This is a genomic window from Bifidobacterium apicola (assembly GCF_042846865.1).
Classification (GTDB): Bacteria; Actinomycetota; Actinomycetes; order Actinomycetales; family Bifidobacteriaceae; genus Bombiscardovia; species Bombiscardovia apicola.
Window position 1 is genome coordinate 1,720,198 of record NZ_BAAFQQ010000001.1, and the last position, 23,659, is coordinate 1,743,856.

Sequence of the window (23,659 nt, forward strand, 5' to 3'; positions counted from 1 at the left end):
TGCTCAGCGGGTCAGCTTGCGGTGGATGCGGTGGGGCCTGGAGGCCTCCTCACCCAGACGCTTGACCTTGTTCTCTTGGTATGCCTGGAAGTTGCCCTCGAACCAGTACCAGGAGGCCGGGTTTTCGTCCGTGCCCTCCCAGGCCAGGATATGGGTGGCAATTCTGTCCAGGAACCAGCGGTCGTGGGAGATGACCACGGCGCAGCCGGGGAAGGCCAGCAGAGCGTTTTCCAGACTTTCCAGGGTTTCCACGTCCAAGTCGTTGGTCGGCTCGTCCAGCAGAAGGAGGTTGCCGCCCTGCTTGAGGGTGAGTGCCAGGTTCAGTCTGTTGCGCTCGCCGCCGGAGAGGACGCCTGCCGGTTTTTGCTGATCCGAGCCCTTGAAGCCGAAGGAGGCCACATAAGCGCGTGTGGGCACCTCGACGCCGCCGACCTCGATGAAGTCCAGCCCCCCGGAGACCACCTCCCAGAGGTTCTTGTCAGGATCGATGCCCTCGCGGTTCTGATCCACATAGGAGATCTTGACCGTGTCGCCGACCTCCAGGGATCCCGATGTCAGCGGCTCCAGGCCCACGATGGTCTTGAAGAGCGTGGACTTGCCCACGCCATTGGGGCCGATGACCCCCACTATGCCGTTTCGGGGCAGGGTGAAGCTCAGATCGTCGATCAGAACGCGGTCGCCAAAGGCCTTGTGGATATGTTCGGCCTCCAGCACCTTGGAGCCCAGGCGGGGCCCCGGCGGAATCTGAATCTCGGAGAAGTCCAGCTTCTTGTTGTTCCGGGCCTCGTTCTCCATCTGCTCGTAACGCTCAAGGCGGGCCTTGTTTTTGGCCTGCCGGGCCTTGGGGGAGGAACGGACCCATTCCAGTTCGGTATTGAGCCGCTTGGCCAGCTTGGCATCCTTCTGCCCCTGAACCTCGAGACGCTTGGCCTTGGTCTCCAAGTATGTGGAGTAGTTGCCCTGGTAGGGGTAGAGGTGGCCACGGTCCACCTCGCAGATCCATTCGGCTACATTGTCGAGGAAGTACCGGTCGTGGGTCACGGCCAGAACGGCGCCCTTGTAGGTATGCAGGTACTGCTCCAGCCAGAGGATGGACTCGGCGTCCAGGTGGTTGGTTGGCTCGTCCAGCAGAAGCAGGTCGGGCGCTTCCAGCAAGAGCCTGCATAGAGCCACGCGGCGGCGCTCGCCTCCTGAGATGACCGAAACCGGGGTGTCCGGGTCGGGGCACTGCAGGGCGTCCATGGCCTGGTCCAGCTGGGAGTCAAGATCCCACCCATTGGCGGCATCGATCTGCTCCTGAAGCTGGCCCATCTCGGTCATGAGAGCATCGTAATCGGCGTTGGGGTCGGCCATCTGCTCGCCGATCTGGTTGAAGCGGTCCACCTTGCTCATGATGTCGCCGAAGGCCATGCGAATGTTCTCGCCCACGGTCTTGTCTTCGTCCAGCGGCGGCTCCTGCTGGAGAATGCCTACCGTATAGCCGGGGGTGAGCTGTGCCTCGCCGTTGCTGACCGTGTCCAGACCGGCCATGATCCGCAGCAGGGTGGACTTGCCCATGCCGTTGGGGCCCACCACGCCAATTTTGGCGCCGGGCAGGAAACTCAGAGTCACATCGTCCAGGATGACGCGGTCGCCAAAGGACTTGCGCGCCTTGATCATCTGATAAATGAATTCGGCCAAGAAGCTACCTCACAGAACCATAGAAAGACAGTGCAAACTGCATTCATGGTAGTGGGAACTTCTGACTTATGCGCCGGGCTGACAAGCGAGGTGAGACAGGCGGATGGCCGCCTATAAACAAGACCTATGACCTGACCCTGGTTCTGCCTCCGTGGTCGGGGTAGCCTTGAGTCGACGTTCCCGCCCGGCATGCGCAGGTCAAGGAACGCCGGACGGGCCTTTGCTGGTATGGGTGGGTTCCGGACTATCGCTGTGCGCATGAGGAATGGGCCGTCTGCTGTATGACGGTCGTAAGGGAGTATCAATGACGGTGAAGCAGCAGCAGGATCAGATTTCCACAGCTCATCGGTTGCGTTGGAGGCCGCTTGACATTGCGGTAGGTGCTGGACTGGGCGCGGTGTCAGGGTTGATCTACTGGTTGGCCAGCCTGCTCGCCTCGTGGATATTCCCCCTGATGACGGCCCTTCTTCCGGGTATGGCGGCCCTTTTGCACGGGGTCTTCTACTTTCCCTGCACACTGTCCCTGTTGATACTGCGCAAGCCTGGCGCGGCCGTATATGTTGGCATCATCAGCGTCCTGGTCGAGATTCTGCCTGGCAACGCCTATAACGTGCCGATGATTTTTGTGGAGGCCATCGTCGAGGCCCTCTGCGCTGAGTTGGCCTTCGGAATATTCCGCTACCGCCGGTGGACCCTGGGAACTACCGTTCTGGGAGGGATCCTGATAGCCCTGGTGTATAACGCTTTTCTACTGGTCTTCTACTATCAGGGGGTCTCCCTCCTCAGCCCGAGGGGGATCATCGGCACCATCTGTGAACTGATCAGTGGAGTGGTCCTGGCTGGACTGACCAGCTGGTTCCTCTTCCGGGCCATCGGCAGCACCGGTGCGCTGGACCGGCTGGCATCCGGGCAGGATGTCAGGCGGGTCTGAACATCAGCATCCGCACCCAACCGACTGTATCGATCATATTCTTGTTGCACAGCTGACAAGGCCCGCACCGGGCAGGAAGGGACCTACCATGACCAAGCTTCGTTCCTACATTGCGGCAGCGGTGCTACCGCTCATCCTGGCAGCGGGCGCCTGCGGCACATCTCAGGCTTCCGAAGAAGACCGGGTCGACCCTCAGGCCGCCATCAGCGTCAACAATGCCGAACCTACGGCTCCCCTGATTCCCTCCAGCACCAACGACACTGCAGGTTGGAAGGTGGTGACCCAGCTCTTTGATGGGTTGGTTGCCTTCGATGCCAAAGGCGGAGAGACACTGGTCGAGGCTAAATCGATTACTCCCAATGAGGATGCAAGCCGGTACACGATTGTTCTCAAACCAGGGCTCACCTTCAGCGATGGTGAGAAGATCACTGCCAAAACCTACGCGGATTCATGGTCTTTTGCAGCGAATGCGGCCAACGGACAGCTGGGGGCCTCAGCTTTTTCGACCATCGCAGGGTACGAGCAGGTGCAGGACGAGCAGGGCGACACCAAAGCCCTTCTGTCTGGTCTTCGGGTGGTTGACGACCTGACTCTGGAAGTGACCATGAGCAAGCCGGATTCCTCCTTCCCCTACAAGGTGGGAGATGTGGCCTTCCTCCCCCTGCCGGCGTCCGCCTACAAAGACATCAAAGCCTTCGGCAAGAAGCCAATTGGGAACGGGCCCTACCGCTTCAAGTCATGGGTGCCCAATCAGGGGATCAAGCTGGAGAAAGATCCCGCCTATAAGGGACCTCGCAAGGCTCGGAACGGAAGCCTGGAGTTCAGGGACTACCAGAGTCTTGATGCCGCCTATGCCGATGTTCAAGCCGGCCACCTTGACGTGCTCGATACGGTTCCGGTCTCTCGTCTGAAGACCTTCCGTACCGATTCGGGCCTGCAGCCCTTGATTAAGCCGGGGCCGGCCTTCCGGTCTCTGACCATCCCGCAAGGCTTGAAGCATTTCCAGGGGCAGGAAGGCGCCCTCCGCCGGGCGGCCCTGTCATATGCCTTGGACCGCAAGGAAATAGCCGACAAGGTCTTCGCCGGTTCGGTTACGCCGGCCACTGATTTTCTTGCTCCCACCATCAGGGGGAATGCCTACGACATCAAAGGCAAAGAGGTGCTGGACCACGATCCGGACCAGGCTCGCAGGCTCTGGAAGAAGGCTGACGCCATATCTCCCTGGGAGGGCGCGCTTCGCATCGCTTACAGTGGTGACGGAACCGACAAGGACTGGGTTGATGCGGTTCTGCATGAGTATGCCCAGGTTCTAGGCATCAAGACGGAACCGAATATCTTCCCTACGGGCAAGGAATTCAATACGGCTGTTCATAACCGTCAGATCAACAGTATTTTCAATTCGGGCATCACCTCGGACTATCCCCACCCCGAAGGCTACTTGGTTCAAGGATATGCCTCCAGCCAGGCTGATGGCAGAGGTCTGAACAACGGGGATTACAAGAGCGCAGAATATGATGCCATCCTCTCCCGGGCCGCTTCCAAGACCGACCAGGACGAAGCCATGCAGGATTACCGCCAGGCCGAGGCTGTGCTCTTCAAGGATCTTCCGGTGCTGCCGCTCTGGTACAGGAAGGTCTCGGCAGTGGCTGGCAAGCAGGTCCGCCAGGCTCCTTTCGGATACATGGGTCTGCCTGTCTACAATCAGGTCGCCAAGTAGGTCCGACAGCCCGGATCTGGCTGATGACGAGTCGTTTTGATACCATGACTCTGGCCGGTAGGTCGGCGCGGGGCCTTAGCTCAGTCGGTTAGAGCAAACGACTCATAATCGTTCGGTCCAGGGTTCAAGCCCCTGAGGCCCCACCAGACGAAACCCCTACAGGCACAAAGCCTGCGGGGGTTTTCTCATGCTTGCTGCCCTGCTGAGGTTCGGATCCTTGAGGATGTCGAGGGTCGCGCCTTTGCCTTGTTCGAGTAGTGCACGGATACGTTGGTTGCATTCCTGGTCGCTATTGCTGTGTAGCTGCTTCCACAGCTTCGGACGGTTGGTCGCATCATCACGATTGCTGAAATCGGGCATATCCCAGAAGGCAGAATAAACAGATCAGATGAGACTATAACCACATGTAAGAATGAAAAAAACAATTACATGTTTCATGCTCGGAATAGTCCTTTTTTCATTGCGCTCTTGATGCATTTCGATAGAGTTGATTATTGAGCTTTGCAAAGCAGCAGAGCCCCCTCCCTATTTTAATAAAGGAGTTTTCCTGACATGAAGAGTGCGTATAAATACATCACGCTAATACTTGCCCCCATAATGGCATTATCTTTATTGGCAATATCGTTTGCATCGTCTGCGTATCCTGCCCGCGCTGACGGAATCAGTCAAAAAGAAAACGTTGCTGAATCAGACACATTAGAGACATTGTTTAACAATGGTTACCAGGTATTTAAAGATTTGCGAAACGAGAAAGGCATATACAGGGATAGCATACTACTGACTGATAGTCCGCCATATCATCCATCTTCCATCGCGGCCTCCGGCATCGGACTCATGTCGGAAGCGATTGCTCACAAAAAAGGCTGGGAGCCGCAAGCTCTTTCAAATGTGAAAACAACGATCCGAACGATGACCGGGCTCACGCCAGGATTCCACGCTGAGAGGACCGCCAACGGATATTTTCGGCATTTTATCAATTTGGAAGATGGCCATCGAGAATGGAATTCAGAGTTCAGCACCATTGACACAGCAATTTTCGTGACTGGGGCTCTATTCGCCGCCAACTACTTTGATGATCCAGAACTTAATACGATGGTCGCCAAACTGTATCATTCCATCGATTTCGGCGCGGCCATAGCAGACCCGGAAACCGCCGGAATTTATATGATCATGAATGCGGACGGAACGGGGGACAGCAAAGCTGTAACGTATCCTTACAATGAGTATATCATCGTGGCTTGGCTTGCGTATAACCAGAACATTGACAAGCCACAAGGCAAAGCTGCTCAATTGTGGAAGAATAAATACGCCACTCCAGCCAACCTCCTCACCAAGGATTATCAAGGTCTCAAGCTTCTTACAGATGGTACCGATCACTACATGTCGTCATTCACGCTTCTGTTCCCGTACTACATGGTCAATATGTTCTCGAAGTCTGATGAATACAAGTCTTATATGATCAATGCATACAAAGCCGACAAGCTTTGGGCCGCAAATGAAGGCCTGGCTCCTTACGAGTGGGGCAACGGGGCCGGAACAGCACCAGCACCCGTGGGATATCATGCAGACTCAATTGATAACAATGAATTTAAGATAGTATCGCCTCAGATTATTTCAGGATTCCTTCCAATAAATCCGAGTGGCACTGAAGATCTTCTGAATTTATACAAACAAAATAAAGGAGTGTATAGCCTACAATCGGATAAGTCGAAAAAAATTCTTTGGCGGTATAGCTTAACCCAACCTGACTGGCAGGCTGATTCGGTACAGGGCATCGATTACTCGACGTTCCTGTTTGGACTTGCCAGTAGAGACGCAACACTCGGGACTGCATTTTTCCAGAAGAACAATGATTTCTATTCAACCGCTAATTTCAATCTCAACGGAGGTACAGGCGAAACACCCGCCGCGCAGAATCTTGTATCGGTAGATCTGGTGCAAGCACCGACAAATCCGACAAGACCTGGATATACCTTTACCGGCTGGAACACCAGGGCAGACGGCAACGGAGTGTGGTGGGACTTCTCCAAAGACACCCTGCGCGGCGCCGACATTACCTTGTTCGCGCAATGGCAGGCAGTCAGCACCCATACCGTCACATTCGATGTGAATGGAGGAAACGGTGCTGCACCCGGCATGCAAAATATTGCCGTTGGGAGCACCATACAGGAGCCGAAAGAGCAACCCACGCGTCCTGGCTATACGTTTGCGGGGTGGAGTACCAAACAAGATCCTCCACAGAAAACATGGAACTTTGCTATCGATACCATGCCAGACAACGATATCGTCCTGTACGCCGTGTGGAAGACGGGAATTCTGCCTAATACCGGAGGAAAATCGGGAAGTCTGTCTAACACCGGGCAAGACAACGGCACGCTTGTTGCCTCCGCGATTGGGCTCATGCTTGCTGGTGTCTCGCTTTTATCAATAAAGCGAACAAAACTGAAGAATAGATAATAGTGATGATTCTCCATTCCCCCGCCAACGCGGGGAATGGACTACAAGCCATCAGCCTAATCGGAGCATCGTTACGCTGGGGTTGGCAGTCGTTAGGCGGATGGTGTGCTGATTTTGCTGAAGATCCCCTGTTAGTGCGGAGGGGTTAGGACGCCGATCGGGACACTCGGGGTGTGTGTGCGACGGGATCTCCTAGTGTAGTAATAAGTTCTGCCCACGAACTATCTGACTCATAATCGTTCGGACCAGAATTCAGGCTCCTGAGTCCCAACACGAGCAAGCATCTGGAATCTTCTATAAGTTCCGGGGGCTTTATTGATGGGACGAATTGGATGATCTGTGTCTATTATCTCACAGTCAATTGGATAATATGCCCAAACGCTGGTTCTCGTCTTCAATGACTGTCAGAGGACCGAAGTAGGTTTTATACACCGAACTTTCTTGATAGTCTTAGTAGAAGGACCAGCCCCGGCTGTCGTCGGGGCCGTCCTTTCGCCGCCTAGCTCTAGCATCCATGATCCGCCGATGCAATATGTATGGCTTCACATGTAAGCCGGGGGAAAAGAGCTAGGCGCGTTTTTATGTCGGATCATAGAGCACTTGTAGACGTGTATCCAGGCCTGAATGCCCGCAGACATACATACTAGGCAACCATAAGATCTACGCACAGTACAATGATCCGGAAGCGATTCCGTAGAACCGCTAAGTCTGCGAATTTATCAGTAAGGAGAATACGGAACAGGCTCGAGACGGAGTCGTCTGCATATATCGGGAAACTAAACGCATGTACATCTCCTCTGGAACTGAAAACAGCTCAGCTCCTGTAGGTCCATCATGTATACGTCCCCCGTATATCTTCCATTAATCATACACCCTGAAGGGGGTGTGTCAACGCTGAGCAGGGCGAGCCGAAGTGCCTTGATCGGGGCCGGAAGCAGCATTGCGGATCGTGTGCAAATAGCGGTAGATGCTGGGGGAGGAGACGCCTAGAGCCCTGGCGACTGTGTCCACTGCGCCCTTGATCAGGAAGACTCCTGATCCCTCCAGGCGTGTGATCAGCTGCAGCCGCTCCTGTCGGCTCATCCTTGCCGGAGGAACACCCAGCTCAGCGGCGAAGTCAGCGATGTTATGCGTAACCAGTTCGTCTGTGTTCACTGAGAGCACCTCATGAGTCGATTGGTCGGCTCCAGTCCCGGCATTCGGGCGGATGGCACTGGAATTCCGCTTGGCTTGGACACTTTTGGTGTCCGATTCCTCTGGCGGGGTTCCCTGGTCCAAAAGCTTCACAGCAGGTCCGGTCAGTCCTAGTGCATCCAGATAGGCGCTTGCCCGCCTGAGCTGCTGACTGGCCTGCCGGAAGGCGGAGTTATCGGTGTTGATGCAGAGAAAGCCGATCACCCGTCCTTTCGCATTCCGCAGGAAAAAGGTAGAGGAGACCATGGGGTGCCCCTGGATGGTGTAGCCAGTGTAATGGGTCAGATAGTCACGCTGGTCGTATTCGTGGTTCTGCCAGATGCGCAGCACCAGGTCGGTGGCGGGACTGCCTATGGTACGTCCGCTCAAGTGGCCGTTGGCGATGGCGACCACCGAATGCGAGAAATCCTTGACATTCTGAAGAACCACTTCCGTGTTTGGCCCAAGGATTTCGCCCAGGAAGTCCACTAGCGGGACAAAAGGCCGTAGAGAAGATGACACTGGCTTTGATTCTCTCATTCTGATCACCCCCATCAGCTGGCTCAAGGCAGATAGTACCATCGTCGTTTTGCCTTTGGACGCGGACACTCAGAACCAGGCCGCAGCTGTAGACTGACGGAAGGTCGCTGTGAGCGGATCAGCACGGGATGAGAGGTTGACTATGACTTACGATTTCACCAGCATCATGGATAGGCACGGCAAGGATGCCATTGCGGTCGACGGTCTGGGTGCTGAACCTGGATTCGCTCCCGACCCTCCCAAGGAGGGCTACGACATCATCCCCATGTGGGTGGCCGATATGAATTTCCCTACGGTGCCGACCATACCCGAGGCCATCATCGAGCGAGCCAAGCATCCGGCTTTCGGCTATTTCAATCCTACTGATGAGTACTACGATGCCATCATCAACTGGCAGCGCACCCGCAACGGTGTGGAGGGTCTGACGGCCGAGGACATCGGCTATGAGAATGGGGTTCTGGGCGGGGTGGTCTCTACCTTGACTGCTTTTGCGGCTCCTGGTGATGCAGTTTTGCTCCACAGCCCGACCTATGTCGGCTTTACGTCCTGCATCGAGAACAATGGATACCACATTGTGCACAGCCCCTTGAAGAAGGATGAGCAAGGTGTTTGGCGGATGGACTTCGAGGACATGGACCGCAAGCTCAAGGAGAACAATATCCATGTGGCGGTCTTCTGCAGCCCGCACAACCCCTGTGGCCGTGTCTGGGAGAAGTGGGAGATCGAGAGGGCCATGGAGGTATATAAAGAGAACGACTGTGTAGTCATCTCTGACGAGATATGGTCAGACCTGATCCTGGCAGGCAACAAGCACATCCCCACTCAGTCGGTCAGCGAGGATGCACGGAACAGAACGGCTGCCTTCTATGCGCCCAGCAAGACCTTCAACCTGGCCGGGCTGGTCGGCTCCTACCACATCATCTATAACAAGTACCTGCGCGACAGGATTGTGGCTAAGGCGTCAAAGGCCCACTACAACGATATGAATGTTCTGTCCATGCATGCCCTGATCGGAGCCTACAAGCCCCAAGGCCAGGAATGGGTGGATGAACTCCGGCAGGTCCTGACCGGGAATGTGGACTATGCTTTCGATTACATCCGGCAGCATTTCGAGGGAGTCGAGCTTTCCAAGCCCCAGGGCACCTACATGCTCTTCCTTGATTGCACGCAATGGTGCAAGGACCACGATCTGAGCCTGGACCAGCTGCTCAAGCGTGCCTGGGATGTGGGCGTGGCCGTCCAGGATGGACGGCAGTTCAAGGCTCCCTGTGCCATCCGAATGAACCTGGCGCTGCCTTTGAGCCGTGTCCAGGAGGCCATGGATCGTCTGGACAAGTACGTCTTCAACGCCTGAATGATCCCTGAATGGCAATAGACCCTCGCTGTCGTGCAGAACCGATCAGCGGGGGTCCATCATATGTGGACGAATCCTATCGGAGACTCATTGGAATTGCATGCCGCCGTCTACGATCAGCGTCTGGCCGGTTACGTAGTCAGAGTCGTGTCCGGCCAGGAAGGCTACGGCATTGGCCACATCCTCCGGCTCGGAAAGCCTTCCCAGAGCGATGCCATCCGAGAATGTGGACATGCCCCACTCGTCGTCCTTTCCTGCGTTGACTCCCACCTGATGAGCGATGTCCATCATCATGGGCGTCTTGACGATGCCGGGGGCGTAGGCGTTGGCGGTGATGCCCTCCTTGGCCAGATCGCGTGCAGCCACCTGGGTCAGGCCGCGGATGGCGAACTTGGTGGAGGAATAGAGCATTAAATTGGGATTGCCCACCACCCCCGCTTGGCTGGTGGCGTTGATGATCTTGCCCCCGTGGCCTCGATCGCGGAAGGCCTGGACGGCGGCTTGCATCCCCCAGATGGTTCCTGCCACGTTGACGTGGTAGACCTTGTCGAACAGCTCGGGGGTGATGGTCTCGATGGGGGTGGTCGGCCCCAGGCCAGCGTTGTTGACGATCACGTTGAAGTCGCCCAATGCGGTAACGGTTTTCTCGACGGCCGAGCGCACCTGGACGCGATCGGTCACGTCCACGGTGACAGCCATGGCCTGTCCGCCTGATTGTTTGATGGAGTCAGCCACTGCCTGTGCTTTGTCTGTATTCATGTCCGCCACGGCAACGGCAAACCCGTCCTTGGCCAGTCGACGGGCAATGGCCTCGCCGATCCCCTGAGCCGCGCCTGTAACGAACGCCACTTCCTGCTGCATTGCTGTGCCCTCCTTTGTTGCCTTGTCGGGCCGATCGGTCCGACTGTTCGATTCTAAAGGAAGCTCGACCAGCCACTTCGGTTGACGGATTCGGCGTGTGGCGCAAGGCTGCCGTAATCTCCCCGGGTTGCGCTAAACTATTACGCGGTTGCCGGTTCACGTCCGCCACAGGGGCGGTCGACCCGGGGCCCTTGACTCTAGGAGTAACCATGAAGCAGGGAATTCATCCCGATTATCATCCCGTTGAGGTCACGTGCTCGTGCGGCAATACCTTCATCACCCGTTCGACCGCTCCCGGCGATCATATGACGGTTGATGTCTGCTCGCACTGCCACCCCTTCTACACCGGCAAGCAGAAGATTCTGGACACCGGTGGTCGCGTGGCTCGGTTCGAAGCCCGTTACGGCAAGAGGACCAAGTAGCACTTCCAACGCCAGTCCCTTCCGGGTCGCTCTGCTATGCCCGGTGGGGTCTGGCGTTTTTTATGACTTGAACCATGTGGATGAGCGGACTGGAAGGGTGTAGATGAACGAGGAGCAGTTTCCGGCGGCGGTGGCTGCTGTCGAGGAATACGGTCGCCTGGAAAAGCAGATGAGTCAGCCCGAAACGGCTTCAGATCCTGCGCAGATCCGTAAGTTGGGCCGCAGACATGCTGAGCTCGCTCCCATCGTCGAAGCCTACCGGGCCTATCAAAGCGCCTTGGAAGACAGCCAGGCAGCTGAACAGATGGCAGGGGAGGATCCAGACTTTGCCGAAGAGGCCAAGGCCATTGCTGACCGCATACCGGACCTGGAACAAACCCTGCGCACCGCTCTTATTCCACGTGACCCCGATGACGGCCGCGATACGATCATGGAGATCAAGGCCGGCAGCGGCGGCGAGGAGGCGGCTCTCTTCGCTGGCGATCTGATGCGCATGTATGCGCGTTATGCCGAAAAGCGTGGCTGGACCACAGAGATCATGAGTGAGAACCGCACCCAGCTGGGCGGAGTCAAGGATGCTCAGCTGGCCATTCGCTCTCGCGGCCAGGTAGCTCCTGCCGACGGCGTCTGGGCTTCGCTCAAGTACGAGGGCGGCGTGCATCGGGTCCAGCGCATCCCCGTCACCGAATCCCAGGGTCGCATTCAGACTTCGGCCGCTGGAGTCATTGTCTTTCCGGAAGCCGACGAGGACGACGATGAGATCGAGATCGACCCCAAGGACCTCAAAGTCGACATCTTCATGAGCTCTGGCCCGGGAGGACAATCCGTCAATACCACCTACTCGGCTGTGCGCATGACCCACATTCCCACCGGCATCGTGGTCTCCATGCAGGATGAGAAATCCCAGATACAGAATCGTCAGGCCGCCCTGCGGGTGCTCAAGTCCCGTCTGCTGGCCATGAAGCACGAAGAGGAGGCCGCTCAGGCCGCCGACATGCGCCATTCCCAGGTCCGCTCTCTGGATCGGTCCGAGCGTATCAGGACCTACAACTTCCCTGAGAGCCGGATCGTGGATCACCGTACCGGCTACAAGGCCTACAACTTGGAACAGGTGCTGGACGGCGATCTGCAGGCCGTCATCGACTCCGACATCCAAGCTGATGAGGCCCGCAGGATGGCTTCGCAGGGGTGAATCAACAAGAGCGTGAGACCAGTCTGGCTGAGCTGGTTGATAGTGGGCATCGCCTGCTGGCCCAGGCAGGTGTGTCTACTCCGCTCAATGATGCAAGGCTGCTTCTGGCCGAAGTCCTTGGGTGCGATCTGCACCAGCTGGATCAGGCTCTGCTCTTGGGCCTGACAGTAGAGGAATTGCTGACAAAAGATGCTGGTCACGCATACGCTGAGGGTTCCCGGTTGGGGGCCTTGGAACGTTATCAGTCCTATCTGCAGCGGCGGTCCAAGCGCGAGCCTTTGCAGTACATTCTCGGTCACGCTTATTTTCGTTATTTGGATCTCCTCATGGGCCCGGGGGTCTTTATTCCACGTCCTGAGACCGAAACGGTGGTCCAGGCGGGAGTGGATGCCTTGACTGGAGCGGATCACCCGGTGGCGGTGGACCTGTGCTCTGGCAGTGGGGCCATCGGCCTGTCCCTGGCCACAGAGGTTCCAGGGGCGAGGGTCCGGGCGGTGGAGATCGACAAGGAGGCATATCGGTGGGGTGCATTGAACGCCACCGCTCAGGAGGCTGCCATCCGGGAGGCTGGGTCCGACTATCATCTGCTGTTGGCTGATGCCACGGATCCATCCACCCTATCTGAGCTGGATTCCCAGGTGGATCTGGTCATCAGCAACCCCCCCTATATTCCCATGGATGCGATTCCTGGCCAGCCCGAGGTGCGTGACTGGGATCCGGGTCTGGCCCTCTATGGCGGTTCGCCTGATGGGTGCCTCCTGCCCTGCAGCATTCTGGACAGGGCCAGGAGCCTGCTGGCCCCCGGCGGTCTGCTGGTTGTGGAACATGATGCCTCTCAGGGGCCGGCCATGGTCGCTGCCGCGCTGGAGCGAGGGTACCTTGAGGCACGCACTCATCAGGATCTGGCTGGCCGAGACCGCTATCTGACAGCCCGGCGGCCAAGCTGAGTGGCTGCAGATCCGCGGTTCTTCGCATCCTGGCGGTCTGCCGTGGTCCTGGGATAGATTAGTAGCTGGTCACATGAACATGTCGATCCGAAAGGTCGTGATGCAGGGTATGAGCCGGGTGATGACCTATGACAGTCGGTCGCCGCAGTTGCTGGCCCGGGTAGTGGCTGCCGGGGGACTGGCAGTCATTCCTACCGACACGGTTTATGGCATCGTCTGCGATCCATGCAACGACGCGGCCATTGATCGGCTCTTCCAAGCCAAGCACCGTCCCAGGACCAAGTCCATCCAGGTGCTTCTGGATAGGATCGAAACCATGGACCGGCTGGATCTCCTCCTGCCTGTACCTCTGGATCGCCTGGCTGATGCGCTGCTGCCGGGTCCTTTTTCGCCTATTGCCTTTGTAGGGCAGTCTTGCCCTCTGCGCACCCCGCGGATAGAGTCTGAGGGACCCACTCAGGCCGTCAGAGTGCCCGACTCGTCTATCTGCCGGGAGCTCCTGCAGGTGACCGGCCCCTTGGCTGCTTCCAGTGCCAACCGATCAGGCAATCCCAGCGTGGAGACTGCTCAGCAGGCCAGAGCTGAACTGGGTGACAGTGTCGACCTTTACGTGGATGGGGGACCGACTCCTGGCTCAGTGGCCAGCACGGTAGTGGCCGTCGACAAGGCTGATCCTGACGGAATACAGGTGCTGCGGCAGGGCGTCATAGGCGAGGCGCAGGTCCGTGCTCTTCTTTCAGACCGGTCAGGCGGAGAGGAGGGCCAGTGAGGGTATATCTGTTCATTGCTGCCATTGCTGGTGGGGCCACCTGGCTGGTTATGCCCATGGTTCGTCATCTCGCTATCCGGGTCGGTGCTGTAGGTGTGGTCCGCGCTCGCGACGTTCATAAGGTGCCCACTCCGCGTATGGGCGGCCTGGGCATGCTGATCGGGTTTGCCGTGGCCATGTGCTTCGCTTCACGTATTCCCTTCATCACAGGCCTCTTCCAGTCCGGCCATCAGGCCTGGGTCATTCTGGCCGGTGCCGTGGGCATCTGCCTGCTGGGCATGGCCGACGATCTCTGGGACTTGGACTGGATGCTCAAGCTGGCTGGCCAGCTGTTGATCTCGGTATTCGTTTCCTGGGGAGGGATTCAGATCATCTCCCTGCCCCTGGGCTCACTGGTTGCAGCTTCGCCCAGCCTGTCCATGGCCATCACAGCCTTCCTGATCGTGGCCTCCATCAATGCGGTCAACTTTGTTGACGGACTGGACGGTCTGGCTGCAGGCATTGTGGCCATCGGGGGCATCGCCTTCGCTATTTACTCCTATATCATCGCCCGCATCTCACCCGACTATGCCTCCTTGGCCACCCTGATCGATGTGGCCATGGTTGGCATTTGCGTAGGGTTCCTTCTTCACAATTGGCATCCGGCCAAGCTCTTCATGGGCGACTCCGGATCCATGCTGCTGGGATACCTGATTACCTGTGCCTCCATTGTGGTCACTGGCAGGCTGGATCCGGCGACCATTCACGCCAGCATCTATCTGCCGGCTTTCATGCCCATTCTTCTGCCCATCCTGGTGCTTTTCCTGCCTGTTCTGGACATGTGCCTGGCCATCGTTCGGCGTCTCAGCCACGGGCAATCGCCTATGCATCCTGACCGCATGCACCTGCACCACCGCATGCTGCGCATCGGCCACACGGTTCGGTCTGCGGTCCTTATTCTTTGGGGCTGGGCGGCGCTGATAGCCTTTGGCTCGCTCTTCATCCTCTTCTTCCCCCTGAGATATGTCTTGATCGGCCTGGCGCTGGCAGCCATATTGCTGACTTTCGCCACCCTCTACCCCTACTACCGCCGTCGTCTTCCCGAAATCAGGCGTGAGAACGCCATTCTGGCAGCCCAGGGATCGCAGCATGCGGCCAGACCAAGTCGGCATCGCAAGGGCCGCCGGGGGGACAAGGGCAAGGATGACTGATTCGTCGATTCAGGTCTCATGGACACGGTTCTTGGAACAGTCAACAAGCACTTGTAGCATGGTTCTATGGCTATGGAAAACCCACAAAGCGAATCTTCCTCCTACACTCAACTCCCCGACGCCTTCCAGAAAATAGGCCTGGCCTATGACGACGTCCTGCTGCTGCCCAACGAATCCGATGTCATTCCGTCCGAAGTAGATACCACCACTCGGCTGACTCGGAACATCACCATGAAGTCCCCGGTGCTTTCGGCTGCCATGGATACCGTCACTGAGGCCACCATGGCCGTTGCCATGGCCCGCAACGGCGGCATCGGCGTTCTTCACCGCAATCTCAGCATTGAGGATCAGGCCAATCAGGTCGACATCGTCAAGCGGTCCGAGTCCGGCATGATCTCCGACCCCCTGACCGTCACCCCCGATGCCACACTGACCGACCTGGACAAGCTCTGCTCCACCTACAAGGTCTCCGGACTGCCCGTCGTGGATCGTCGGCAGCGGCTGGTGGGCATCATCACCAACCGTGACATGCGCTTCGTCAATCCGGCTGACTTCGACCGGCTTAAGGTCAGCGACATCATGACCAAGGACCACCTGATCACCGGTCCGTCCAACATCACCAAGGAGGATGCCCACGAGCTTCTGGCCAAATACAAGGTGGAGAAGCTTCCTCTGGTCGATGATGAGGGCAAGCTGACCGGGCTGATCACTGTCAAGGACTTCGTCAAGACCGAGCAGTACCCCGAGGCAACCAAGGATGAGCGCGGCCGGCTTCGCGTGGCTGCAGCCGTTGGCTTCTTCGGTGACGCTTGGCAGCGCATCACCGCCCTGGCAGATGCCGGAGTCGACATTCTGGTCGTGGACACCGCCCATGGCCATGCCAAGCTCATGCTGGACATGATCCGTCGAATCAAGGCAGATCATGCCTTCGACCATGTGGATGTGATCGGTGGCAATGTAGCTACGCGCGAGGGCGCCCAGGCGCTAATCGATGCTGGCGTTGACGCGGTCAAGGTCGGCGTGGGTCCTGGCTCCATCTGCACCACCCGTGTGGTGGCTGGCGTGGGCGTGCCCCAGCTGACTGCCGTCTACGATGCTGCGCTGGCCTGCCGCCCTGCTGGGGTCCCGCTGGTGGCTGACGGTGGAATTCATTACTCGGGCGACATCGCCAAGGCCATCGTGGCAGGAGCCGATTCGGTCATGTTGGGCGGTCTGCTGGCGGGCACTGAGGAGGCCCCTGGCGAGAAGGTCCTCCTGCACGGCAAACAGTACAAGGTCTATCGGGGCATGGGCTCGCTGGGCGCCATGGCCCCGCGCGGCAAGAAGAGCTACTCCAAGGACCGCTACTTCCAGGCCGATGTGACCAGCTCCGACAAGGTGGTGCCCGAGGGCGTCGAAGGCGAAGTGCCCTACCGCGGTCCGCTCAACTACGTGCTCTACGAGCTGGTCGGCGGCCTGCATCAGACCATGTTCTACACCGGTGCCCGCACTATTCCCGAGCTGCAGCGCAAAGGCAGGTTCATTCGGATCACCGATGCCGGTCTGCGTGAATCGCATCCCCATGACATCGTCATGACCAAGGAGGCCCCCAACTACTCAGGCTTCCACAACTGAGCCTACATAGGCAGGTGATCGGCGCAGGATCTCATCAGGACCTGCGCCGATTGCATATCTCATGTCAGTTACGGTCCGGTCGGCTGTGCAGGTGAACCTTTGGCTGGTCACGTGCTGGCGGTATCTTGTAATGTTCCGTCCAAGGCGGCGGAAGGAGCGATCCGGTGCGCAACCCGGATCTGAAAGGCGTACAGATGAGCGATAAGAATGATCTGACTTTCTCTGCGGAGGAATCCCGCATGATCTGGATCGACTGCGAGATGACCGGTCTGGATATCTTCCATGACGAGCTGTGCGAGGTCTCTGTGGTTCCCACCGACTTCAACATGAAGGTCCTGGACAAGGGCATCGATCTGGTCATCAAGCCCTCCCAGGCAGCCCTGGATCATATGGGGGACTTCGTCAGGAAGATGCACACCTCCTCCGGCCTGATCGAAGAGATGAAAACCGGCCTGGACCTGGAGGAGGCCCAGCGCCAGGTGATCGAGTACGTCAAGCCCTTCCTGCCCAAGAACGGCAAGGCCCATCTGGCAGGCAACTCCGTGGGCTCCGATAAGAAGTTCCTCGACCGGTACATGCCCGACCTGATGGCTCTTCTGCATTACCGGGTCATCGACGTGAGCACCCTCAAGGAGCTGTCACGCCGCTGGTACCCGGACGTCTACAAGAACAAGCCGGCCAAGCACGGCGGCCACAGGGCCCTGGCCGACATCATCGAGTCCATGGACGAACTGCGCTACTACCGCTCCATGTTCTTCCTTCCGGCTCCCGGACCCGACCAGGCCCAGTCCAAGGCCGGTGCGGAACAGATCGAGCAGACCAGTCTTCTGCGCCATTACGAAGAGTCCGGCAACCCTGTCGAGGATGCCAACAAGCCCGAGAAGACCGACTACTGACAGGCGTGGCCATGTACCTCTGACGTGGCACCATGGAGGCATGCAGCAATCCGAAGCCTTGACCATATTGAGTGCGGGGGCCAATGCCTTCATCACAGGTGCCCCCGGGTCAGGCAAGACCTTTGTGCTCAATGAGTTCGTCGCCCAGGCACGTCAGGCCGGGGCGGTTGTGGCGATGACCGCCTCGACCGGGATCGCCGCTACGCACATCAACGGCCAGACCATCCACTCCTGGAGCGGAGTAGGCATCGCCGCCTGCATGACTGAATCGCTCTTGAAGCGGATCAAGACCCGTCGTCGCAGACAGATCGAGGGCACCGACATCCTGGTCATCGACGAGGTCTCCATGATGCATGCCTGGCTCTTCGACATGGTGGACCAGGCTTGCAGGGCTGTCCGCCACAGTCCCGAACCCTTCGGAGGGATCCAGGTGGTTCTTTCCGGGGACTTCTTCCAGCTGCCGCCGGTGACGAGGTCCAACCGGGCTGCAGGAATACTACCCAGCCCTGAATTCCAGGCTGCCCGGGAACGCTACGTCCAGGCCGGCAAGGACCCGGACGGGTTCGTGACAGAATCACTGGTCTGGCAGGACCTGGACCCGGTCATCTGTTACCTGACCGAGCAGCATCGTCAGGACGACGGCCAGCTGCTCACTGTCTTGACCGATATCAGGGAGGGCGGCGTCACCCAGGAGGATCATGAGGTCCTGGCTGCTCGTGTCGGCGCGGTGCCTGCCCCCGGCCAGGTCGCGGTCCACCTCTTCCCGGTCAACAAACAGGCCGACACGCTCAACGACCAGCGCCTGGCCTCCATCGACGAAGAGGCCCACCATTACCAGGCCACATCCCGGGGCGAGGCCAGACTGGTGGAACGGCTGAAGAAGAACATGCTGGCCCCCGAGGATCTGGCATTGAAGACCGGAGCTGCGGTCATGGCCCTGCGCAACGACCAGGATCATCAATATGTCAACGGTTCCATCGGCACAGTCAGCGGATTCACCAGCTCGGCCAAGGGAGGATGGCCGATCGTCTCCTTCCAGAACGGCAACGTGGTCACCATGAAGCCGGCCGCCTGGGAGACCATGGACGGGGACACGGTCTTGGCCGCCGTCAACCAGGTGCCTCTTCGCTGCGCTTGGGGGATCACCATCCATAAGTCCCAGGGGATGACTTTGGACAGGGCAGTCATGGACCTGAGACGGACCTTCGCGCCAGGGATGGGCTACGTGGCCCTTTCGCGTGTGGAAAGCCTGGATGGGCTCTACCTGACGGGCATCAACGAGCATGCTTTCTTGGTTTCTCCCGATGCCGTCGTTCTGGATGCAGGTCTGAGGGCCGATTCCAAAGCGGCCTGTGCCCGTCTGAAGGATGAAGGTCCTGAGTCCTTCACCAAGCGCGCCGTAGGTCAGGAGCCAGAAGACGAATTCAGCCAGGACCAGCTTTTCTGAAAGGTTGCCCTTATACGTTTTGGCCCGGCAGTGAGTTCGAACAATTCCTTGGTCATTCGGGTCGTTCGAAAAGCCACAACAGGCGGACCATGTCTTTAAGGGTGATCCCGTTCTCGACAATGGGCTGCCCATAGCGGTGTACAAAATAATCATGCTCAATGCGGTCCATGCGGAATCCGCATGTCTGATAAAAGCAAAGGGCTCCGAAACTGGTGGATCCGGTGCCGACTTCCAGTCTGCTCAAACCCAGCCTGACGGTCTCCATCTTGGCTCGATCAATTAATTTGCTTCCGAGTCCTTGTCTGCGGTAAGCGCGGTCCACGCTGATATTGGCGATTTCCAAGGTATCCGTGTTTTGTCTGACAAGCAGCATGATACCGGCCAGAGCTTGTCCCACTCGGATTTCGTAGGCGCAGGAATGGGCGAAAACGCCACGGATCATCTCTTCCGAAGGGTCTGCCTCCAAGAGGAGTCGCATGTGGTTTGTGTCGAGGTTGGCAAAGGTCTGGATGGCCATATTCGGTTCTGATGACATAGGTGCCTGCCTTGTCGCGGTGAATCAGAAATCCTGTTCAATATACAGCTACTATAACTTGGCTGTCCTTATGGTGAGGCGTAGAGCTGGATAGATGCCAGGTTGCGGACTTACCCACTTTCACTTATAAGTACTGCCTGGTTTCGGGGCCGGTTTTTGCGAATTGTCATGTGGTATCCTCAACGGCTGCTTGTCCCTTTGCGCGCATATCTTTGGGAGGTATGAGAACCAAAGCCATGCGCATGTCAACCCTCTTTCTGCGGACCCTCAGGGAGGATCCGGCCGATGCCGATGTAGACTCGGCCAAACTCCTGCAGCGGGCCGGATACGTCCGCAAGGTGGCTCCCGGCATCTTCACTTGGCTGCCTTTGGGTCTGAAAGTCCTTGACAAGGTCCAGGCCGTGGTCCGGGAGGAGATCGAAGGCATTGGCGCCCAGGAGGTCCACTTCCCGGCCCTGCTGCCTCGCGAGCCCTACGAGGCCACCCACCGTTGGGAAGAGTACGGCGAGAACCTCTTCCGCCTCCGGGACAGGCACGGTGCTGACTACCTGCTGGCTCCCACCCATGAGGAGATGTTCACCCTTTTGGTCAAGGACATGTACTCCTCATACAAGGACCTGCCGGTTGTCCTCTACCAGATCCAGACCAAGTACCGCGACGAGTTCCGTCCCCGCGCCGGACTGATCAGGGGCCGCGAGTTCATTATGAAAGACGCCTACTCCTTCACCGTGGACGAGGAGGGGCTGAAGAAGGCCTACCAGGATGAGCGCGGCGCCTATGAGCGAATCTTCAGGCGTCTGGGTGTCAAGTACGTAATCGTCCATGCGGTCTCCGGACCCATGGGGGGATCCGAGTCCGAGGAGTTCCTGGCTCCGCTGCCCATAGGCGAAGACACCTTCGCCCTTGCTCCCTCAGGGAAGGCGTGGAACGTAGAGGCGTTGACCACCCCGCGTCCCGATCCGATCGACTACGCTGAGACTCCCGCCATGCAAGAGCTGGATACCCCCGACTCGACTACCATCGATACTCTGGTAGAGCGGTTCAACCAGCTGCATCCGCGCGAGGACGGCCGGGACTGGACCGCTGCCGATACTTTGAAGAACCTGATTGTGGCCGTCAAGCATCCTGCGGACGATGACCATCCTGAGGGCTGGCGGGAACTGGTGGCCGTCGGCCTGCCGGGCGACCGCCAGGTGGACATGAAGCGGTTGGAGGCTCAGTTCGCCCCGGCCGAGATTGAGGAGGCCAGTGATGCTGACCTTGCCGCCCACCCCGAGCTGGTCAAGGGATACATCGGTCCTCGAGTGCTGGGCCCTCAGCGTTCGGACACCGAGTCTGCCGCCCATATCAGCTACTTCCTCGATGCTCATGTGGCACCTGGCTCAGCCTGGGTGACAGGTGCTGATGCCGAAGGTGTGCACTTGGCCAATGCGGTCTATGGGCGTGACTTTCAAGCCGACGGAGTGGTGGAGGCCGCCGAGGTCCGTCACGGGGACATGAGTCCTGACGGTTCCGGGCCGCTCAGCTTCGAGCGTGGCGTGGAAATCGGGCAGGTTTTCCAGCTTGGGCTGAAATACTCTGATGCACTGGGTCTGAAGGTCCTGGACAGCAACGGCAAGGCGGTGCCGGTCTGGATGGGCTGCTACGGCATCGGCATCTCCCGTGTGCTGGCCTGCATTGCCGAGATGCATCACGATGACAAGGGTCTGGCCTGGCCCAAGGTTGTCGCTCCTGCCGCGGTCCATGTGGTGGCCACCGGCAAGAAGCAGGAGGCCTTCGATGCCGCCGAGAAGCTGGTCGCCGACTTGGAGGACCGTGGTGTGGAGGTCATCTACGACGACCGTCCCAAGGTGTCTCCCGGGGTCAAGTTCAAGGATGCCGAGCTGATCGGGGTGCCCTTGGTCGCCATCGCCGGTCGCGACACCATCGCCAACGGCACTATCGAGATCCGCAACCGCGACGGTTCGGGGGTGCAAGCAGTTCCTGCCGATCAGGCCGCTCAGGTGATCGTTGATCGGATTACGGCCTTGCAGTAGGTTATGCCGCGTTTATAGTTGTTTATCGCAACCAATATAGAGGGTGGAGCCTAGCCGCATTATGATGCATGCGACCAAGGCTCCACCCTTTTGGTTGTATTGGTTTGGGTTCAAATATCCATCCGGTCAGATGCGCAGCAGAATGGGCAGGTGGTCTTGGCGCTCGCCGGTGTCCACGGGTTCGCTGGTGCTGACTCGATCTGCGATCCGATTGGAGGTCAGCCAGTAGTCGATGCGCCAGCCGGAGTTGTTGATCTTGCTTTTTGGAGCCCGCTGGGCGAACCAGGTGTAGACGCTGCGGTGGTCATCGTAGAATCCGGCGGCATCGCCATGAATCTTTCGGAAGGTGTCGGTGAAGCCTGCATCCAGCAGAAGGCCGAACTTCTCGCGCTCCTGATCAGTGAAGCCGGCAGAGTGATGGTTGGAGGCCGGGTTGGCGATGTCGATCTCCTCGTGGGCCACGTTGAAGTCGCCGCAGGCCAGGACCGGCTTGCGGGCATCCAGCTCTTGCAGGTAGCGACGGTAGCAATCATCCCAGACGCCGCGCGGCTCGAGCCTGACCAGTCCCGATCCTGAATTGGGGGTGTAGACCGTGGTGACGAAGCAGTCCGGGAACTCCAGAGTGAGCATGCGGCCCTCGTCGTCCATGGTGTCTGGTGCACCGATGCGGGGGCGGGTCACGGTAGGCTCCGGCAGGCTCTTGCGGAAGAGCATGAGCGTGCCCGCGTAGCCTGTGCGGGCCGGGGCCTCGGAGCGGCGGTCCACCTCCTGGTAATCGGGGAAGTAGCGCATGAGTGCCTTAAGGATGCCTGCGGATTTCTTCTGGTCACCGTTGAGTTTGGTTTCCTGGATGGCTACGACATCGGGGTCCAGATCCCGGATGGTCTCCACCACCTTCAGGGAGAGGGCGCTGCGGCTGCTCTTGCCCAGCAGGGCGGCATTGAGCGAATCGATATTCCAACTGACCAGCGTGTGAACCATGACTGCGGGTCCTTCCAAACCGTGCCGATGTATCTGCTCTCATAGTTTAGCCCAGGACCGATGCTTGATGGCCTTGGGCAATGAAGGGAACCTCCCGAATCCAGTTACGGGTTCAGCTGATGTATTCTTCGGCATTTGCACAAAAGGCATCGGTAAATCAGGCCTCCATCGAGATATGCCGAGTGAATGCCATATTCGAACACTGCTCGCCTGGTTTTCTCGTCAATCTTGCGGCCTTGGCTTCATGACTGCGGGTCAGCCTTGACCGGAATGATTCACGCTTTGTGACTGTTCGAGGAGGCTGTGACCTTCTCGGGTTCGGAAAGGAGTTACCTAAGTCTCTCATTCTTTTTGTGCACTCGTGTTTTTCCTGACGGATAGTGACTGGTTGCGACTGTCCATCTTGAGCGTCCATGAGGTAATCGGATCAACATCAATATAGGCGGAGGGGAACGAGATAATGGGTGGCGACCTGTCCTTCGCGTGGGCCGCCACCCATTATCGGCGATGAAGTCATAGTAATTAAAAGACAGGGCCCGCTCATGAGCAATTGTCTGGATTTATGCATGCTGTGTTCTGTTCTTCCTGAAGCATCGAATCAACAATGTAACGAGTAAGGCAACTGCCGCTATCCCCGCTACGCATCCCACTACCGCCACTACGCCCGCAATCGCTCTTTCTATCATGTTGCGTCCACCTCTCTCCTTGAATAATCACCAATTATGAGTGGTCGAGGCATTATTGCCATTGACATTGACCGGCATCCAAGCCGTCCATTTTCCGTTATCGTGTTTTCCCTTGTTTTCGATTTTCATAATTACGAGTAAATCCACTTTGCTTGACCCGATGAAATAGGTCTTCCTGAGAATAGGCCTCTCTCATGCTTCTTATGGAAAAAGGGTGGTTTGTCCACAATA

General features: G+C 58.0%; 18 protein-coding genes and 1 tRNA gene. 14 read left to right on the forward strand and 5 right to left on the reverse strand.

From position 1 onward, the window contains the following. Positions 1-3: 3 nt before the first annotated feature. Complete coding sequence (gene ettA / locus ACGG9J_RS07160; protein ID WP_390134891.1) at positions 4-1,680, reverse strand: energy-dependent translational throttle protein EttA; 1,677 nt, start codon at positions 1,678-1,680, stop codon at positions 4-6. Between the two features lie 304 nt (positions 1,681-1,984). Between ettA and ACGG9J_RS07165 the strand changes: the two genes are divergently transcribed. From ACGG9J_RS07165 to ACGG9J_RS07180, 4 genes are all read left to right on the forward strand, one after another. Continuing rightward, the gene (locus tag ACGG9J_RS07165) at positions 1,985-2,611 is read left to right on the forward strand and encodes an ECF transporter S component (RefSeq protein ID WP_390134893.1); all 627 of its coding nucleotides are present in this window, start codon (positions 1,985-1,987) and stop codon (positions 2,609-2,611) included. Positions 2,612-2,699: 88 nt separating this feature from the next. Next, positions 2,700-4,328 (forward strand): peptide ABC transporter substrate-binding protein, encoded by a 1,629-nt coding sequence (locus ACGG9J_RS07170; RefSeq protein WP_390134895.1) that lies wholly within the window; start codon positions 2,700-2,702, stop codon positions 4,326-4,328. A gap of 69 nt (positions 4,329-4,397) precedes the next feature. Next, positions 4,398-4,474: transfer RNA gene (locus tag ACGG9J_RS07175), tRNA-Ile, on the forward strand. A 406-nt stretch (positions 4,475-4,880) separates the two neighbouring features. Next, entirely contained in the window at positions 4,881-6,785 is a 1,905-nt protein-coding gene (locus ACGG9J_RS07180) for an InlB B-repeat-containing protein (RefSeq protein ID WP_390134897.1), read from the forward strand. A gap of 888 nt (positions 6,786-7,673) precedes the next feature. Here ACGG9J_RS07180 and ACGG9J_RS07185 read toward each other — a convergent pair. Continuing rightward, the gene (locus tag ACGG9J_RS07185; protein WP_390134899.1) at positions 7,674-8,540 is read right to left on the reverse strand and encodes a helix-turn-helix transcriptional regulator; all 867 of its coding nucleotides are present in this window, start codon (positions 8,538-8,540) and stop codon (positions 7,674-7,676) included. 100 nt (positions 8,541-8,640) lie between these two features. Between ACGG9J_RS07185 and ACGG9J_RS07190 the strand changes: the two genes are divergently transcribed. Further along, the gene (locus tag ACGG9J_RS07190) at positions 8,641-9,852 is read left to right on the forward strand and encodes a MalY/PatB family protein (protein ID WP_390135343.1); all 1,212 of its coding nucleotides are present in this window, start codon (positions 8,641-8,643) and stop codon (positions 9,850-9,852) included. Between the two features lie 87 nt (positions 9,853-9,939). Here the strand turns inward: ACGG9J_RS07190 and ACGG9J_RS07195 are convergent, their stop codons facing one another. Further along, on the reverse strand, positions 9,940-10,713 hold the full coding sequence (locus ACGG9J_RS07195) for a (S)-acetoin forming diacetyl reductase (RefSeq protein ID WP_390134901.1): 774 nt from the start codon (positions 10,711-10,713) through the stop codon (positions 9,940-9,942). A gap of 209 nt (positions 10,714-10,922) precedes the next feature. On the opposite strand from ACGG9J_RS07195, the gene rpmE reads away from it, so the two are divergent. The 8 genes from rpmE (at position 10,923) to ACGG9J_RS07235 (ending at position 19,190) form a co-directional block, all read left to right on the forward strand. Further along, a complete protein-coding gene (gene rpmE / locus ACGG9J_RS07200) occupies positions 10,923-11,135 on the forward strand; it encodes a 50S ribosomal protein L31 (protein WP_015022244.1) in 213 nt (70 codons plus the stop codon). A 103-nt stretch (positions 11,136-11,238) separates the two neighbouring features. Further along, positions 11,239-12,327 carry a peptide chain release factor 1 gene (gene prfA / locus ACGG9J_RS07205; protein ID WP_390134903.1) on the forward strand — a complete coding sequence of 363 codons (1,089 nt, stop codon included), beginning with the start codon at positions 11,239-11,241 and terminating at the stop codon, positions 12,325-12,327. Further along, positions 12,324-13,274, forward strand: coding sequence for a peptide chain release factor N(5)-glutamine methyltransferase (prmC, locus tag ACGG9J_RS07210; protein ID WP_390134905.1), 951 nt, complete (start codon positions 12,324-12,326; stop codon positions 13,272-13,274). Before prfA ends, prmC begins: the two co-directional genes overlap by 4 nt. Before the next feature lie 109 nt (positions 13,275-13,383). Then, positions 13,384-14,043: an L-threonylcarbamoyladenylate synthase gene (locus tag ACGG9J_RS07215; protein WP_390135344.1), complete on the forward strand. Its 660-nt coding sequence runs from the start codon at positions 13,384-13,386 to the stop codon at positions 14,041-14,043. Beyond that, complete coding sequence (locus tag ACGG9J_RS07220; protein WP_390134907.1) at positions 14,040-15,233, forward strand: MraY family glycosyltransferase; 1,194 nt, start codon at positions 14,040-14,042, stop codon at positions 15,231-15,233. Before ACGG9J_RS07215 ends, ACGG9J_RS07220 begins: the two co-directional genes overlap by 4 nt. A 66-nt stretch (positions 15,234-15,299) precedes the next feature. Then, complete coding sequence (gene guaB, locus ACGG9J_RS07225) at positions 15,300-16,847, forward strand: IMP dehydrogenase (RefSeq protein ID WP_390134909.1); 1,548 nt, start codon at positions 15,300-15,302, stop codon at positions 16,845-16,847. Positions 16,848-17,041: 194 nt separating this feature from the next. Next, complete coding sequence (orn, locus tag ACGG9J_RS07230; RefSeq protein ID WP_045935639.1) at positions 17,042-17,743, forward strand: oligoribonuclease; 702 nt, start codon at positions 17,042-17,044, stop codon at positions 17,741-17,743. A 40-nt stretch (positions 17,744-17,783) separates the two neighbouring features. Continuing rightward, positions 17,784-19,190, forward strand: a complete 1,407-nt coding sequence (locus ACGG9J_RS07235) for a PIF1 family DEAD/DEAH box helicase (RefSeq protein ID WP_390134912.1) — start codon at positions 17,784-17,786, stop codon at positions 19,188-19,190. Between the two features lie 52 nt (positions 19,191-19,242). On the opposite strand, the gene ACGG9J_RS07240 is transcribed toward ACGG9J_RS07235, so the two are convergent. Next, positions 19,243-19,707, reverse strand: coding sequence for a GNAT family N-acetyltransferase (locus tag ACGG9J_RS07240; RefSeq protein ID WP_390134914.1), 465 nt, complete (start codon positions 19,705-19,707; stop codon positions 19,243-19,245). A 239-nt stretch (positions 19,708-19,946) separates the two neighbouring features. On the opposite strand from ACGG9J_RS07240, the gene ACGG9J_RS07245 reads away from it, so the two are divergent. Next, a complete protein-coding gene (locus ACGG9J_RS07245) occupies positions 19,947-21,761 on the forward strand; it encodes a proline--tRNA ligase (protein ID WP_390134916.1) in 1,815 nt (604 codons plus the stop codon). 126 nt (positions 21,762-21,887) lie between these two features. On the opposite strand, the gene ACGG9J_RS07250 is transcribed toward ACGG9J_RS07245, so the two are convergent. Then, positions 21,888-22,742: an exodeoxyribonuclease III gene (locus tag ACGG9J_RS07250; protein ID WP_390134918.1), complete on the reverse strand. Its 855-nt coding sequence runs from the start codon at positions 22,740-22,742 to the stop codon at positions 21,888-21,890. Between the last annotated feature and the right edge of the window lie 917 nt (positions 22,743-23,659).

Excerpts from the sequence above, each read along its gene's own strand:
- ACGG9J_RS07195 (WP_390134901.1), bottom strand. The coding sequence starts at position 10,713 with ATGCAGCAGGAAGTGGCGTTCGTTACAGGCGCGGCTCAGGGGATCGGC.
- ACGG9J_RS07165 (WP_390134893.1), top strand. The coding sequence starts at position 1,985 with ATGACGGTGAAGCAGCAGCAGGATCAGATTTCCACAGCTCATCGGTTG.
- ACGG9J_RS07185 (WP_390134899.1), bottom strand. The coding sequence starts at position 8,540 with ATGGTACTATCTGCCTTGAGCCAGCTGATGGGGGTGATCAGAATGAGA.
- ACGG9J_RS07190 (WP_390135343.1), top strand. The coding sequence starts at position 8,641 with ATGACTTACGATTTCACCAGCATCATGGATAGGCACGGCAAGGATGCC.
- ACGG9J_RS07240 (WP_390134914.1), bottom strand. The coding sequence starts at position 19,707 with ATGGCCATCCAGACCTTTGCCAACCTCGACACAAACCACATGCGACTC.
- ACGG9J_RS07180 (WP_390134897.1), top strand. The coding sequence starts at position 4,881 with ATGAAGAGTGCGTATAAATACATCACGCTAATACTTGCCCCCATAATG.
- prfA (WP_390134903.1), top strand. The coding sequence starts at position 11,239 with ATGAACGAGGAGCAGTTTCCGGCGGCGGTGGCTGCTGTCGAGGAATAC.
- ACGG9J_RS07170 (WP_390134895.1), top strand. The coding sequence starts at position 2,700 with ATGACCAAGCTTCGTTCCTACATTGCGGCAGCGGTGCTACCGCTCATC.
- rpmE (WP_015022244.1), top strand. The coding sequence starts at position 10,923 with ATGAAGCAGGGAATTCATCCCGATTATCATCCCGTTGAGGTCACGTGC.
- ACGG9J_RS07245 (WP_390134916.1), top strand. The coding sequence starts at position 19,947 with ATGAGAACCAAAGCCATGCGCATGTCAACCCTCTTTCTGCGGACCCTC.
- ACGG9J_RS07235 (WP_390134912.1), top strand. The coding sequence starts at position 17,784 with ATGCAGCAATCCGAAGCCTTGACCATATTGAGTGCGGGGGCCAATGCC.
- orn (WP_045935639.1), top strand. The coding sequence starts at position 17,042 with ATGAGCGATAAGAATGATCTGACTTTCTCTGCGGAGGAATCCCGCATG.
- ACGG9J_RS07215 (WP_390135344.1), top strand. The coding sequence starts at position 13,384 with ATGAGCCGGGTGATGACCTATGACAGTCGGTCGCCGCAGTTGCTGGCC.
- guaB (WP_390134909.1), top strand. The coding sequence starts at position 15,300 with ATGGCTATGGAAAACCCACAAAGCGAATCTTCCTCCTACACTCAACTC.
- ACGG9J_RS07250 (WP_390134918.1), bottom strand. The coding sequence starts at position 22,742 with ATGGTTCACACGCTGGTCAGTTGGAATATCGATTCGCTCAATGCCGCC.